We start from the raw sequence: 15,116 nt of genomic DNA, 5'->3' as shown, positions 1-15,116 counted from the left end.
TGTTTATGGTGAAGGATAGGTGGCATATCGTATTGTTGTTGTTTTTCGTCCCTTTATTTCCAATCGATTTGATTGGGCAGGAACGCTCCCGCGATCAGGAGATTGAACAAATCATTGAATCAATTCGGGAGTCGGCCGAGGATGAAACGGAATCGGCTTTGATCCTGGAAGACCTGACGCACCTGGCGGAACAACCATTGTATATCAATTCTGCATCGGGCGCCGATTTGGAAAAACTGCATTTTCTGAATTTTTCGCAAATTGCCACCATTGTTAGCTATCGCGAAAAGCATGGTGATATTTTGTCTTCTTGGGAATTAAGCTCTTTGCCCGGGTTTTCCCCGGATATCGTAAAAAGGATAAGTCCGTTTATCTCGTTTTCGCAGCCTCAGTCTGGTGGACGAAAATATTCCCGGAAGGGAAGGAGTTATTTGCTTTTAAAAGGGCAGCGACTTTTCCCGGAAAGTCGGGGATATAAAAGCGCATCAGGTTCGGGGCCTCCTAAATATAAGGGGACACCGGAACGATTTTATACCCGTTATCATTATGAAAAACCGGAAAGCTGGGCGGCTGGCTTTACAGCAGAAAAAGACGCGGGAGAGGAATTTTTTACGCAAGACAATGCCAACGGGTTCGATTTTTATTCTGCTTTCGCTGCCGTTTACGGAAAGGGCGTCATCAGGCAAATCAATATTGGAGATTACTATATCCGGACCGGGCAGGGGCTTAACTATTGGTCTGGAATGGGATCGGGCAAGTCGGCTGATGTACTGAATGTGATGAAATCCGGTCAGGGTATCCGGGCATACACATCGGCTGATGAAAACCGTTTTTTTCGTGGCGCCGCCATGACGTTGGGTACCGGACCGTTTGAAATGTTCCTGTTCCTTTCGAATAAGGACCGTGATGGCAACAAAATTTCGGAGGAACCTCCGGTGTTTACATCGCTTCAAACTTCCGGATTGCACCGAACTGAAGGAGAACGGGCTGACAAACTGGCCATGAATGAACGGGTTTATGGAGGATATGCGCAGCTGAAAACCGCTCATTTTCGTGCGGGCATTACTTATAGTCGTCAGCAATTCGATGGTGAAATTCAACCGGGTGATGAGTTGTACAAACAATATTATTTCCGGGGTAACAGCAATCAGCAGGCAGGAATTGATTATCAGGTCGCCTTTCCGTCCATCCAGTTATTTGGCGGGGTTGCTGCCAGCGAAAACAAGGCATTGGCTGGAATTCAGGGAATCATATGGCATCCGCATCCGCAAATTGGGGTATCTGCTGTTTACCGGAATTACTCCCGGGCATTTCATTCATTTTATGGAAATGCTTTTGGCGAAAGTTCGGGCGTGAGAAACGAATCTGGATTTTATTTTGGGACAGAAATACTTCTTGCACCTAAATTAAAACTCGACTTTTATGCTGATTCGTATCATTTTCCCTGGCTGCGTTCGTCCACTTCGTCGCCGGGTCCTGGGACGGAATTATTCTCACAACTCACCTGGTCGCCGTTACCTGATTTTGAATGCTACCTGCGTGGAAAAACAGAAACCCGGCCGGATAAAGTTTCTAACGAGGGTACCGTTGCAACCGATGCGGATGAAACGACCGCCCGGCTGCGATTGCATACCGATTGGGATTTGTCGGAATCGGTTACGTTGAGAAATCGAATAGAATATGCGGGATACAAAAAGGGAGATGAGACGGAAACAGGCTTGCTGGCTTTTCTTGATGTGGTTTTTCATTTGAGTAAATTGAAAACAGGGTGCTGGATTCGTTATGCATGGTATCATACTGATGGATATAACTCGCGAATTTATGCCTACGAAAATGATGTTTTATATCATTTTTACATTCCTGCTTTTTACGGAAAGGGGCACCGTGTATACATGAACCTGAAATGGGAACCTTCGCGCACTTTTACTTTTTACCTGAAAGGCGGTTACAGTTTGCGGCCAGGAGTAGAAACATGGGGCTCGGGAAATGATATGACCATGGGAAACTCACGGATTGATGTGCGTGCATTGTTGCGAGTGCGCCTGAATGGCCTATGATCTCTTATTCCGAATGCTAAACAGCGTTTATAATTTGCTTATTGCAACTGCAATCAGGATGATAAGTACTTCATTTCTTTATGGTACGGACGGGTGAGAGGGATAGGAAGGGATCGTCTTTACTTAATCGGCCTGGCAATTCATTTGATGGCTTGATCGTACGGGCAATTGACCTGGTGTGGTATATTTGCACATTATTCCTACCTTTGTTGAATTGCTTTTTATTTAACATGCTTGCACAAATGCAGTTCGAAAAAAAATTTGAAGATATCAGGCCCTATCGCGACGAAGAAGTTGCTGAAGTGATGAAGCGGCTAGTGAAAGATCCCATATTTGATAAGGTGTTGATGAATCTTTACAAAGAACGTGAGTACGTTGAAAGGGTTAAAGCTGCACTCCTGAAAACAAATACCATTAATGATTTTCAGACGAACTTTGTCGTTCCTTATCTGAATCAAATTATTAGTGAGAGTACTGATGGTGTAACCATCGGAGGCCTGGAATACATAGAACCGGATCAGAGTTATGTCTTCATTTCCAACCACCGGGACATCATCCTGGATGCGGCTTTAATGAATATTGAAATCAAGCGGGTTGGGTTAAATACTACGGAGATCGCGATTGGGAGCAATCTGTTGATTTATCAATGGATAATTGACATGTTCAAATTGAATCGTGCTTTTGTTGTTGCACGGAATACAACACTGAAGCAGCGTCAGCATGAATCCCAGAGATTGTCCGAATACATACGTTATCTTGCAAAGCATCGGGGGGACTCTGTTTGGATTTCGCAGCGCGAAGGACGTACCAAAGATGGGAACGATCAAACGCAGGTCTCGGTTTTGAAGATGCTGAACATGTCAAATCAGGCTGATTTTGATGCCGGTTTCCGGGAACTGAACCTAGTCCCTTTGTCCATTTCTTATGAAATTGAACCCTGTGGTAACGAAAAAGTAGCAGAATTACTGAAACGCCAATCTGATGCAACTTTTACAAAAACCGAAAGAGACGATTTATGGAGCATGGTCAGTGGGTTGAAGAATCAAAAAGGGAGGATACATCTTCAGTTTGGAAAACCGGTTGCTGAACTGCTTGAGGACATTGCAAAGGCTGAAAATGTTAACCAGTCGTTGAATGAACTTGCGGAATACATTGATAGTGAGATTTACAGGAATTATAAATTGTGGCCTAACAATTACATTGCCTATGATATTTTTTATAAAACAAAAAAATATTCGGACATGTACACGGTTGAGGAGTTGGAAAAGTTTAACAAATTGATACATGAACGGCTCGAACTTGTTAATGAGGTCCGGGAGGAGGCCAAAATGCTTTGGCTTAGCTTGTATGCCGCTCCTGTTTTTAATTACGAAAACTGTAAATGCCACCGGAAATAAATGAAGTTCTCGACTGTCATTCATTCCCTGGGCGAAATACCCAACCGCTTCTCCTGGTTTTATTCTATCGGGACATCATAAACCAATTGTCCGTCTTCGCGAAATTGTTCCACGGCCTGCTCCGTTAGTAGGTATTTCTGAATTATTTAGCTGAGAAGTTGAAATATTTCGGAGAAAAACAGCTTTTACTTACGATTCGTAAGTGAATTTTTCGTTACCTCCTTTTTCTAATCCATTTTTCCTTTGATTAATTTGTAGTTTTGCTTTTTAAAATTGCAACAGGTTAAACGGTTAAAGAGGATTGACCAATGAAAGTCTTGAAATTTGGAGGAACCTCGGTAGGTTCCGTTGAAAACATGCGGGCGGTGATGAAGATTATCGCCGATGGTGATCGCAAAGTAGTTGTTTTGTCGGCCATGTCGGGAACAACCAACACTCTTGTCGAAATTTCCGACTATTTGTATAAACGGAATAAGGAGGCAGCGTTGGGCGTTATCAGCGGACTCGAAAAGAAATATTACAACGTTGTTTATGACCTGTTCGGGAAGAATGAGAATAAGGAAAAAGGGAAAAAGATTCTTGAGACGCATTTTGAAAAACTAAAATCGTTTACCTTAGGCGATTTCAACGAAGTGGGTGAACGGACGATTCTGGCTCAGGGTGAGCTCCTTTCGACTAATTTGTTTACTATTCTGATGCAGGAAAATGGGTACAACGCCTGTTGTTTGCCGGCGCTCGATTTTATGAAAATTGATAAAGATAAATCCCCTGATACAACTTATATCCGAACCCATCTCGCTGAGCTGATGGAAAATTCTCCCAAGGCTGACTACTATATAACTCAAGGGTTCATCTGTCGGAACCCGGAGGGAGAGATTGACAACTTGCAGCGTGGAGGTTCAGACTACTCAGCATCGCTGATTGGCGCTGCAATTAAGAGTGAAGAGGTTCAGATTTGGACGGATATCGATGGCTTCCACAATAACGATCCGCGTTTTGTTGAAAATACACATCGGGTAGACTTTCTGTCGTTTAACGAAGCCGCCGAGCTGGCCTATTTCGGTGCAAAAATTTTGCATCCGCAGACCATTCATCCTGCGATGATCAATAATATTCCGGTTCGCCTGAAGAATACCATGGCACCTGAAAGCCAGGGAACACTGATTACAGCTGAATCGAGTGGCCCCGGAATTAAAGCTGTGGCCGCTAAGGACGGTATTACAGCGATTAAGATTCGCTCCGGACGAATGCTGAATGCCTATGGTTTTCTGAAAAATGTTTTTGAAATCTTCGAGTTTTTCAAAACGCCCATCGATATGATCACCACCTCGGAGGTGGCTGTTTCGCTGACCATCGATAACGACCATCATTTGCATGAAATTCTGAAGGAGTTGAGGGAGTACGGCGAAGTTATTGTCGACGAGAAACAAACCATTGTTTGTATTGTTGGAGACATTGTGGCTGGCGAGAAAGGCTATGCGGCACGCGTGTTTAAAGCACTTGAAGGCATTTCCGTCCGGATGATTTCCTACGGAGGGAGCCGACACAATATTTCGGTGCTCGTAAATACCCGCGACAAACAAGCGACCCTGGAAGCACTTAGTGATAAAGTTTTAAACGTATAATATTCGATGATAGACAACCGGTTTATTGAAAAATTTAAGGCGCTCGAAACGCCTTTCTATTTTTATGATTTTGATTTGTTGCGCCGGACCCTCGACGAAGTAAAACAGGAAAGCACTAAGTATGGTTACATTGTGCATTACGCTATGAAGGCCAATGCTAATGATGCTTTGCTGGGAGTAATCCGCGATGCCGGCATGGGGGCCGACTGTGTGAGTGGCAATGAGGTGACTAAAGCGATTGAAATCGGAATCCCGCGTGAAAAAGTAGCTTTTGCCGGCGTTGGTAAAAGCGATAAAGAGATTCGCACGGCACTCAAAAACGATATTTTCAGTTTTAATTGCGAATCAATTCCGGAAATCGAGGTGATTGACGAGCTGGCTGGTGAAGTTGGTAAAGTGGCGCCGGTGGCTGTCCGCATCAATCCCGATGTGGACCCGCAAACGCATGAGTACATCACAACCGGATTAAAAGATAATAAGTTCGGGATCAATCACTGGGATTTTGATGAGGTTGGACGTCGGCTGCGCTCGCTGAAAAATATCCGGTTAACCGGAATTCACTTTCATATTGGTTCGCAGATTACTGATATCTCAGTATTCGGGCAGCTTTCGCTGAAGGTGAACAAGATTCAGGAATGGTTTGTCGAAAACGGCTTCCACTTACAGCACATCAATATGGGAGGAGGGCTCGGCATTAATTATGAAAATCCTGAAAAGGAGCCAATTCCGGATTTCAAATCCTACTTTAAGGCATTTCACGATAACCTGGAGTTACAGCCCGGACAGCAACTCCATTTCGAGTTGGGCCGGTCGCTGGTGGCACAATGCGGACATCTGATTTCGCGCGTACTTTACGTGAAACAGGGGTTGGAAACGCAATTCATGATTCTGGATGCCGGAATGACGGAATTAATTCGTCCGGCTCTTTACAAAGCAAATCATAAGGCAACTAACCTGGCCTCTAGCGGGGAACTGGTGAAGTACGATGTGGTTGGCCCGGTTTGCGAATCGTCCGACACATTTTCCAGGGGAACCTTTTTGCCTCATTCCAAACGAGGTGATTTGGTCGCGTTGCATTCCGCCGGGGCTTACGGCGAATCGATGGCTTCGACCTACAACATGCGCGATATGGTGAAAAGTTACAATTCTGATGAATTAAGTTAGCCGGAATTAGTATTGAATCAAGTCGTTACCTGATGAAAATCAACTTTCGATGAAAGAAGGGTGACGAGGCATTGATGCGATTAAATTGTTAAACGGCCAATACTTGTATTCCTTGATCTTCAAGCCCTTTTTTGAATTTTTCATCAGCCGATTTATCCGTGATTACAATATCGACTTTATCCAAACCACATATTCGCCCAAAACCCCTGCGCCCAAATTTCGACGAATCGGCCAGTACAATTATTTTTTGTGCAGCTGTTATCATTTTTTGATTCAGGGATGCCTCCATTGCAGATGTCGTCGTAAATCCATGTGATAAATCGATGCCATCAACTCCCATAAAAAGTTTGTTGCAAGAAAATTCAGAAAGCATTTTTTCAGCAAAAGGGCCAATAACGGAAGATGAACTCTTTCTTATATTGCCTCCAAGTTGAATTATTTCAATTTGTGAATAATGACCTAAAATAAGAGATGCATCCAGCGAGGCAGACAGAACTGTAAGGTCGTATTGTAGGTTGAGTATCTGACGTGCAAACTCAATAACAGTTGTTCCTGACGCAATAATGATTGTGTCCAGGTTGTTGATTAACGTTATCGCTGCTTTGGCAATTTTTTGTTTCTCGTTTGCATGAATTTTCTCTTTTTCATTGACCGGCTTTTCGTTGATGTATGGATTTATCAGTGTTGCACTGCCATGCGTTCGAAAAAGTAAGTTTCGTTCTTCAAGTGCTTTTAGATCTTTTCGAATGGTAACAAACGAAACTTCTAATTCTTTACTTAAGTCCATTACATTAACAAAGCCATTTTCGTTTAGCTTCTTGAGGATATACTGATGTCTTTCAGCAATACTTATGGCCATTTCTTCCTGATTTTAATATTAACAAATATACGGAATCATATTCAGATGGACGAAAGTGTCTCGTCCGAAATTATTTCATTGTGGATTTCGTTATCTTTCGAAATGATGTTTATTGTTAAGGTGTAGAACGTCAGAAAACCGCTGTTTTTCGCGTAAATACTAGATATGTAGGCTGCTTGTGTTTTGAAACATGTAAATTATGGTTTCGTTACCTATCGAATTCTTTCGTAAAACGTTTATTATTGTCTCAATGAAATATATATCAAACCTTATAAATCAGCTGTGGGTATGAAACGCAACGAAATGATAGAAGCACTTCACAAAAATCATAAGGACTATGATTTTATCGTCGTCGGAGGGGGTGCAACAGGAATAGGAATAGCCTTGGAAGCCTCGGCGAGAGGGTATACTGTTGCTCTTTTTGAGCAGTCGGATTTTACCAAATCTACTTCCAGTAAAAGTACGAAACTGGTGCATGGAGGTGTTCGTTATTTGGCGCAGGGGGATGTGGCCCTTGTGCGTGAAGCTTGCATTGAGCGTGGATTGTTGAGAAAAAATGCGCCGCATCTTGTTAAAAACCAATCGTTCATTATTCCAACTGCCGGATTATGGGACGAGATTCAGTATACTATTGGTCTGATATTATATGACCTGATGGCGGGGAGTCTTAGTCTTGGTCGTTCGACAAGGATTTCGAAAAAGAAAGCATTAAAACGGATTTCTACGTTTAATCCTGTAAAGTTGACGGCTGGTGTTGTTTATCATGACGGACAATTCGATGATTCGCGACTGGCTATAAATTCATTGCAAACAGCTGTTGAGCATGGGGCTGTTGTGTTGAATTACACCACTGTAACGGGATTGACGAAGGATCAGGACGGAAATTTGAACGGTGTTGAAGTAAGGGACGAAGAGACACTCGATACATTTAAGGTTTCAGGGAAGAATATCATTAATGCTACCGGTGTTTTTGCTGACGATATCTTGCAAATGGATAAGCCCGGAAGTAGGAAAACAGTTGTGCCGAGTCAAGGGGTGCATTTGATGCTTGACAGGTCTTTCCTTCCCGGGAATGACGCCATCATGATCCCTAAGACAGATGACGGGCGTGTTCTTTTTGCAGTGCCTTGGCACGGAAAAATTGTAGTAGGAACAACCGACACTCCTCTCAAAGAAGCATCGTTGGAGCCTAAAGCGCTGGATAAAGAGATTGACTTTATTCTGAATACCGCCGGACGATATCTTGTTAAGGCACCCAAACGTTCGGACGTATTGAGTGTTTTCGCTGGATTGCGGCCGCTTGCTGCACCAAAAAAAGAGGGCAGCAAAACGAAAGAAATATCCAGAAGCCACAAAATATTCGTGTCGGAATCCGGTCTGTTAACAATTATTGGTGGGAAATGGACTACTTATCGAAAAATGGGAGAAGATTTAGTGGATCGCGCCGAAAAAGAAAAGAAATGGAAGCATATCGGAACTAAAACGAGATATCTCAAAATTCACGGGTATAAAAAGGATATTGATTTGAACGATCCGCTATATTTTTATGGAACAGACAAAGATGGTGTTATGTCTATTGCGGCCAGCGATGAAGCGTTAAGCCAACCTTTAAGCCGGAAATTGGATGTTCTTAAGGCACAGGTAGTTTGGAGCATTAGAAATGAAATGGTTTGCAACATTGAAGATTTTCTGGCAAGAAGAATACGGGCGCAACTTCTTGATGCCCGGGAAAGTTTGAAGATTGCACCGGAAGTCGCCAGAATTATGGCCCGGGAGATGGGAAAAACTGAGGAATGGCAGAAGGATCAGATAAAAAGCTATCAGAAAACAACCGAGAACTACATTTTAAACTAATGTAGTTCTTCAACCGGACTTATATATCAATACGACTAAATTTCAATATTACTAAAAATCACAACTATGGAAACGTACATTTTGGCTTTAGATCAGGGGACTACAAGCTCCAGGGCCATATTATTTAATCACAATGGAGAGATTAAATCTTCAGCGCAAAAGGAATTTGCACAAATTTTTCCGGAAACAGGATGGGTTGAGCATGATCCGATGGAAATCTGGTCTTCTCAAGTGTCAGTTGCTGCCGAGGCCATGTCAAAATTGGGCATAAACGGCAAGGCTGTTTCTGGTATTGGTATTACCAATCAGCGGGAAACGACGATTGTGTGGGATCGAAAGACAGGTGCAGCCGTCTATAACGCTATCGTTTGGCAGGATCGCAGAACATCAAAGTTTTGTGATGAATTGAAAGAGAAAGGCCTTACGGATATGATCCGTGAAAAAACGGGTTTGATTCCGGATGCCTATTTTAGCGGGACAAAAGTAAAATGGATTCTTGACAACGTAGATGGAGTAAGAGAGAAGGCTGAAAAAGGAGAATTAGCTTTTGGTACTGTTGATTCGTGGTTAGTATGGAACTTAACTGAAGGACGCACACATATTACAGATGTCACGAACGCCAGTCGAACAATGCTGTTTAATATCAATACACTTGAGTGGGATGAAGAGTTATTGGAATTATTAAATATTCCCAAATCAATGCTCCCTGAGGTTAAGTCTTCCAGCGAAATTTATGATTACTCAAACACTACGTTCTTTGCCCATAAGGTGCCGATTGCCGGTATTGCCGGAGACCAGCAAGCTGCTATGTTCGGACAAATGTGTATCGAAGAAGGTATGGTAAAGAACACTTACGGCACCGGTTGCTTTATCCTTCTCAATACGGGCGATAAACCGTTCTATTCTAAAAATAAACTCGTCACGACCATTGCCTGGAAAATCAATGGGAAAGTAACGTATGCACTCGAGGGTAGTATTTTTATTGGTGGCGCAGTTGTACAATGGCTGCGTGACGGATTGCGCATTATTAATACCTCTTCCGACGTTGAGGCTTTAGCGAAAACGGTGGAAGACAATGGTGATGTTTTCTTCGTGCCAGCGTTTACCGGCATGGGCGCCCCTCACTGGGATCAATACGCCAGGGGAACGATGGTGGGTATCAGTAGAGGTACCAACCGAGGACATATTGCACGTGCAGCGCTTGAAGGTATTGCTTTCCAGACCCTTGACGTGTTAGAGGCTATGAGAAAAGACACCGCGATGGATTATACTGAGATCAGAGTGGATGGCGGAGCTTCGAATAATAATTTGCTCATGCAGTTTCAGTCGGATATCCTCGATAAGCCCGTTGAAAGGCCTATGATTACAGAGACAACTGCTTTAGGTGCTGCCTATCTGGCTGGTTTGGCTACTGGTTTCTGGGAAAATGTTGATGAAATCAAGCAACAGTGGCAGATTGACAAACGCTTTACTCCTGAAATGGATAAGGTAAAAGCTGAAAAGCAGATCGCCAAATGGAAAGATGCTGTTTCAAGAGCTAAATCTTGGGTTTGTTAAGTTCTTTTATTTTATTTTTTAGCAATTGGAATTATGAATATCGCATATATATATGAATTTCTGGGTACTTTTATACTCATCCTTCTTGGTGACGGTGTTGTTGCCAATACTGTACTCAGAGGCACGAAAAGCGAAGGAGCCGGTTGGTTAACCATTACAATAGGATGGGGATTAGCCGTATTTATGGGGGTTATTGTGGCCGGACCTCATTCTGGCGCTCACATCAATCCGGCTGTTACTATTGGATTGGCAACTGCCGGACTATTTCCATGGAGCATGGTGCCTGGTTATATCGCAGCACAGCTTCTCGGAGGTTTTACCGGAGGCGTGGTTGTCTACCTTTTCTTCAAACAACACTTTAACAGGACTGAAGATCTGAATCTTCATTTGGGGGTTTTCTGTACAGGTCCTGCTATCCGAAAGACACGTTCGAACCTGTTTTCAGAGATTATCGGAACTTTTGTTTTGGTCTTGCTCGTACTTTATATTGCAGGGCCTTCTTTTGCCGCCTCAAATATTAAAGGCGCTGTTATCGGATTAGGTTCTATCGGGGCGCTTCCCGTAGCTCTCGTTGTTATGGGTATCGGTATTTCTTTAGGCGGGACAACTGGTTATGCTATAAATCCGGCCCGAGATTTGGGGCCCCGGATTGCTTATGCCGTTCTCCCATTCCACGAAAAACGTGATGCAGACTGGGGATATTCATGGATTCCTGTTATTGGTCCTATTCTAGGGGCAATAATAGCCGCTGTAATTTTCCTTCAACTCTAATCCGCGAATTATGAAAGAGAAAAAACAATTAGTGTTCATCATTCTATTATTGTTTTTGACACTTGGAGCAAAGGCCAGGATGGATTCAATGTTCACGTTCAGGTAAAAACGATGCATTACTGGCGCGGCCTCAAGGTAACCAATGGCTTAATGACCGGTACCTCAGTTGGATACTTCAGTAACCATTTTTCTTTATATGGTTGGGGCGGGTTAAGTATTGACGGGAGTTATACTGAGGTAACAGGTATAGCAAAATATACAAATAAAAATTATAGTTTGACACTGGTTGACATCGACAATTTTTCCGGATTGCCTAAGGTTGACTATTTTAACTACAAGGCGAAGGAAACCAATCATATCGTGGATTTGACAGCTGCTTATCAATTTCCATTTATGAGTTTATCTTGGTCAACCGTGCTTTACGGGAACGACCGCGTTGTGGGAACGTCCACTCAGAGGTATTTAGAATTAGGGTTTAACGCTGCCTTAAATGAGGCATCAATACAATTAGCAATAGATTTGTTCTAATTTTTTTACTGCGAATAAAATTTCAATATTCAGTTTTATTGGTTTTGGAGTGTGTTCTTTAATCTGTATTAATTGAGTTTATTACGAATACTAAAGGAGGGTGTCCGAAAACGGGCTTCCTTTTTATTTGTTGAAAGTCAGTCATATAGCTTCCTGTCTGTTTGATTGCATGTCTGACATTTAGTATCTTAGGGAATGAGAGGAATCAACTTCAAGCCTTATAATCAGGGAGAGTCCGAACTCTTTCCTTCGCGGTTGGATGAATTGTCAAAAACTACAAAGCCGGGGGCTGTAATGGTTACCGTCAACGAATGCTTATTAAGGTAATGTTTTACAGTATTTTACTAATATCTTTTCCTTCCGTAAGGTAGTGCCTTAACCGGGAGTATTGCCTACGTGTGGCTTAGCGGTATACTGTTTCCTAAATGCGGGTACGTCAATAGCCTAAGAAAGGTGCCCTGATTTCGGACACCTTTCTGTTTTACTAATTTATGGCTTCCATTAACTCAAAATCTTGTCACCGAGGAACGAAGAGTACATCCAAACCAGTTTTTCCTGTTCGCGAACGTAATTGCTCATCAGGGCGTTTGTTCCTTCATCGGCGGCTTTGTCCGAATCAGCCAGGATTTCCCGTTGTAATTTAATAATCACCTTAAAGGCGTTCAGAATTTCCGCAACGCTTTGGTTCCCATCCGAAATATCAGTTACCTCTTTTATTTTACTATTCTTCAGGTAATCGGTATAACTGTGAAATGGTGTATTTCCAAGTGTCAGAATTCGTTCGGCAATTTCATCATTTTTTAGTTGCAAATCATTGTACAACTCTTCAAACTTGATGTGCAGCTCGAAGAACTTGTCACCTTTGATGTTCCAGTGAAAACCTCTTACATTGATGTAAAATACCTGGTAGTTTGCCAGAAGCTGGTTCAATTTTGCCGAAAGGTTTTCGGCTTTTTCTACCTCTAGTCCAATTGCATTCAGGTTCATATTCATAATGTTTTGATTTAAATGATTAATAATGAATTTCCTTCCCTGGTTAGTCCGGCTGGTGCAGGGAAAGATTATTTTTTTAGATGTCTTAGGTATGATGCATCCAGGCAATTGATGCCTTTTTTAAACGTATGAAAACCAATGTGCCGATAATTCCTGCTCTGATTAACACATTCCGAAAGCGGGGAAAGGAAAGTTTTCGCATGATGTCTATTAAATAGACAATTACCCAAAAAGGGTTTAGTAATATTAAAAGAAATGTTGAGTACTTTAGAATTTCTTTCATTGAAATGGTGAATGTTTTTTAATTTGTGGATTAAACGGAAATAAACAGCAGTATTTTTTGCCAAAAATGTTAAAGCGGCAGTCTTTCTTATTTATACAATCTGAATCCATAATTGTTTTGTTGAATTGAATCAGCAATTGAACCAATTGATGGCGTGGTAAATGCCAGGAAATTGTTAAAACGGGCCTCATATTTCCGTCTTCTTTATTTATAATTTGTCTAATTAGTTACAAGCTTTAATTTTATCCACCCGCAATATGATGCGGTATTGAATCTATATATCTCTCCCCGGTAGCTTTTTTTGTTTGAATGCGTTGTTTCAACCGGTTTCCTTCGACGAGTTTTTCTGGTTACCGACTTCTTATCTTTTTATTCGGATGCTCAACCGGAATGACGGGCAGTTGTGGCCTTGGCATGGCTTTGGAGTAAGCAATTGTGTTATTATTGTCGATGAGTTATTTCCCAATTACAATAGTGGAGCAATAAGGCGGGCAACCGAGCCGATCAGTTTCTGAAAGGCAGGTCTGTTTTCCCATTCGGTAAGCGATAATTCATGGGAATCTCTCAAATCATTTTCAAAATCGGCTCTGATTTTTCCGGCTACTTCCTCATCCATAATGATGGCATTTACTTCCGCGTTGGAATCGAAACTGCGGTAATCCATATTTGCCGTTCCTATCGAAGCCACTTCTTGGTCAACGACAATTGTTTTCGAGTGAAGCATTCCTTTCTGGTAAAGGTGAATTTCCACATCGCTTTTTATCAACTCGCCCAGGTAGGTGTAGCTTGCCGCCGAAACAAAAAATGAATCACTCTCCTGGGGAAGAAGAAGAACTACCCGTATGCCCGATTTTGCAGTGGTTTTTAGCGCTGTGATGATGCTTTCGTTAGGGATGAAATAGGGCGTAGCAATAAATAATTCCTTCTGTGCAAGCGAGATTAACTGGAAGTAGGTTTCCATAATGTTAGGGCTGTCAGAATCGGGTTCGCTTCCCACGATAAGCGTTGGCGATGTCCCCTCGCTGTTTCCAACCGGGAAATAACGGGGGCCAATATTCAGCGCGATATTGCGGACGAAATACCAATCGAGGAAAAAAAGCAACTGCAATGAATAGCAGGCGTTACCTTCAATCATGCAGTGAACATCGCGCCACATCTTGGGACGCTGGGGCCATTTTCGTTTACCGTTCACATAGTTGTCTGATAGATTGATGCCGCCAGTGAATCCAACTTCCCCATCAATGATGACAATTTTTCTGTGTGTCCTGTAATTCAGTCGATTGGCAAAGCGTGGAAATAATACCGGGTTGTATTCGCCCATTTGTATTCCAGCCTTTTCCAGCCGTCTGAGTGTCTTATTTTTTACTTTTCGACTGCCGTAACTGTCATAAATCAACCTGACTTCCACCCCTTCACGTGCTTTCTGTTCCAGGATTTCACAAATCCGGTCAAATATTTTTCCTTCGGTAATGATGTAGTATTCAATATGAATGTGATGCCGGGCTGCCAGTAATTTTTCAAATAGTACGGGATATTTTTCCTCGCCATTGTTCAGTATGGTGACCGTATTCTGCAGAAAGAGCGGGGCAAAACTATTTCGCCACGACAGAAATGGAATTCGCCACTTATCCTGAAGTAGCTCGACCATGTCTGATTTGTTTTTCGACAGAAAGTCAGTATAATACCGGCTCCATTCTTTCAATAATCTCTGATCGGCGATAGCTTTTCGGGAGAAAAGTTTTCGTTTACGGGTATCAACACCAAAAAACAGGTAGATGATGATACCTAATATGGGCAGTAAAACCAGCAATAGCAGGTATGACTGAGTTTTGAGCGGGTTCTTGTTCCTCAGCAGGATAGAGAAGAAAAAAACGATAACGATTAAATAGTACAGAACCGTTAGATATGGTATTACTCCGGTCATTCAGGCGTTTGATGTGTCTTTTGTTTTCATAAAGATAAAGTAAATCGGGGAAACTGCTCTCACTTCAACGAAAGTAATCGATAGAGAGAATGAAGTAACATGGA

General features: G+C 42.4%; 11 protein-coding genes. 8 read left to right on the top strand and 3 right to left on the bottom strand.

Annotated features, from left to right (window positions below; all coding sequences use genetic code 11):
• The first annotated feature begins 5 nt into the window (after positions 1–5).
• From GJU82_RS11040 to lysA, 4 genes are all read left to right on the top strand, one after another.
• Positions 6–2,057, top strand: a complete 2,052-nt coding sequence (locus GJU82_RS11040; protein WP_153632192.1) for a helix-hairpin-helix domain-containing protein — start codon at positions 6–8, stop codon at positions 2,055–2,057.
• A gap of 242 nt (positions 2,058–2,299) precedes the next feature.
• Entirely contained in the window at positions 2,300–3,454 is a 1,155-nt protein-coding gene (locus GJU82_RS11035) for a 1-acyl-sn-glycerol-3-phosphate acyltransferase (RefSeq protein WP_194831035.1), read from the top strand.
• A gap of 308 nt (positions 3,455–3,762) precedes the next feature.
• On the top strand, positions 3,763–5,079 hold the full coding sequence (locus GJU82_RS11030) for an aspartate kinase (protein ID WP_153632190.1): 1,317 nt from the start codon (positions 3,763–3,765) through the stop codon (positions 5,077–5,079).
• 6 nt (positions 5,080–5,085) lie between these two features.
• On the top strand, positions 5,086–6,243 hold the full coding sequence (gene lysA, locus GJU82_RS11025) for a diaminopimelate decarboxylase (RefSeq protein WP_153632189.1): 1,158 nt from the start codon (positions 5,086–5,088) through the stop codon (positions 6,241–6,243).
• 88 nt (positions 6,244–6,331) lie between these two features.
• Here the strand turns inward: lysA and GJU82_RS11020 are convergent, their stop codons facing one another.
• Positions 6,332–7,102 carry a DeoR/GlpR family DNA-binding transcription regulator gene (locus GJU82_RS11020; protein ID WP_153632188.1) on the bottom strand — a complete coding sequence of 257 codons (771 nt, stop codon included), beginning with the start codon at positions 7,100–7,102 and terminating at the stop codon, positions 6,332–6,334.
• A gap of 288 nt (positions 7,103–7,390) precedes the next feature.
• Here GJU82_RS11020 and GJU82_RS11015 point away from each other — a divergent pair, with 288 nt between their 5' ends.
• The 4 genes from GJU82_RS11015 (at position 7,391) to GJU82_RS11000 (ending at position 11,812) form a co-directional block, all read left to right on the top strand.
• Positions 7,391–8,956, top strand: coding sequence for a glycerol-3-phosphate dehydrogenase/oxidase (locus GJU82_RS11015; RefSeq protein ID WP_153632187.1), 1,566 nt, complete (start codon positions 7,391–7,393; stop codon positions 8,954–8,956).
• A 66-nt stretch (positions 8,957–9,022) separates the two neighbouring features.
• Positions 9,023–10,513, top strand: a complete 1,491-nt coding sequence (gene glpK, locus GJU82_RS11010) for a glycerol kinase GlpK (protein WP_153632186.1) — start codon at positions 9,023–9,025, stop codon at positions 10,511–10,513.
• A 33-nt stretch (positions 10,514–10,546) separates the two neighbouring features.
• Complete coding sequence (locus tag GJU82_RS11005; protein ID WP_153632185.1) at positions 10,547–11,284, top strand: MIP/aquaporin family protein; 738 nt, start codon at positions 10,547–10,549, stop codon at positions 11,282–11,284.
• Between the two features lie 111 nt (positions 11,285–11,395).
• On the top strand, positions 11,396–11,812 hold the full coding sequence (locus GJU82_RS11000; RefSeq protein ID WP_153632184.1) for a hypothetical protein: 417 nt from the start codon (positions 11,396–11,398) through the stop codon (positions 11,810–11,812).
• A gap of 501 nt (positions 11,813–12,313) precedes the next feature.
• Here the strand turns inward: GJU82_RS11000 and GJU82_RS10995 are convergent.
• Positions 12,314–12,805 carry a Dps family protein gene (locus GJU82_RS10995; protein ID WP_153632183.1) on the bottom strand — a complete coding sequence of 164 codons (492 nt, stop codon included), beginning with the start codon at positions 12,803–12,805 and terminating at the stop codon, positions 12,314–12,316.
• Between the two features lie 749 nt (positions 12,806–13,554).
• Positions 13,555–15,012 (bottom strand): cardiolipin synthase, encoded by a 1,458-nt coding sequence (gene cls / locus GJU82_RS10990; RefSeq protein WP_153632182.1) that lies wholly within the window; start codon positions 15,010–15,012, stop codon positions 13,555–13,557.
• Positions 15,013–15,116: the final 104 nt, after the last annotated feature.

The organism is Prolixibacter sp. SD074 (assembly GCF_009617895.1).
Classification (GTDB): Bacteria; Bacteroidota; Bacteroidia; order Bacteroidales; family Prolixibacteraceae; genus Prolixibacter.
The sequence above is the reverse complement of the archived record's forward strand: the minus strand, read 5'-3'. Positions and strand labels throughout refer to the sequence as shown.

Excerpts from the sequence above, each read along its gene's own strand:
- GJU82_RS11040 (WP_153632192.1), top strand. The coding sequence starts at position 6 with ATGGTGAAGGATAGGTGGCATATCGTATTGTTGTTGTTTTTCGTCCCT.
- GJU82_RS11035 (WP_194831035.1), top strand. The coding sequence starts at position 2,300 with ATGCAGTTCGAAAAAAAATTTGAAGATATCAGGCCCTATCGCGACGAA.
- GJU82_RS11030 (WP_153632190.1), top strand. The coding sequence starts at position 3,763 with ATGAAAGTCTTGAAATTTGGAGGAACCTCGGTAGGTTCCGTTGAAAAC.
- lysA (WP_153632189.1), top strand. The coding sequence starts at position 5,086 with ATGATAGACAACCGGTTTATTGAAAAATTTAAGGCGCTCGAAACGCCT.
- GJU82_RS11020 (WP_153632188.1), bottom strand. The coding sequence starts at position 7,102 with ATGGCCATAAGTATTGCTGAAAGACATCAGTATATCCTCAAGAAGCTA.
- GJU82_RS11015 (WP_153632187.1), top strand. The coding sequence starts at position 7,391 with ATGAAACGCAACGAAATGATAGAAGCACTTCACAAAAATCATAAGGAC.
- glpK (WP_153632186.1), top strand. The coding sequence starts at position 9,023 with ATGGAAACGTACATTTTGGCTTTAGATCAGGGGACTACAAGCTCCAGG.
- GJU82_RS11005 (WP_153632185.1), top strand. The coding sequence starts at position 10,547 with ATGAATATCGCATATATATATGAATTTCTGGGTACTTTTATACTCATC.
- GJU82_RS11000 (WP_153632184.1), top strand. The coding sequence starts at position 11,396 with ATGCATTACTGGCGCGGCCTCAAGGTAACCAATGGCTTAATGACCGGT.
- GJU82_RS10995 (WP_153632183.1), bottom strand. The coding sequence starts at position 12,805 with ATGAATATGAACCTGAATGCAATTGGACTAGAGGTAGAAAAAGCCGAA.
- cls (WP_153632182.1), bottom strand. The coding sequence starts at position 15,012 with ATGACCGGAGTAATACCATATCTAACGGTTCTGTACTATTTAATCGTT.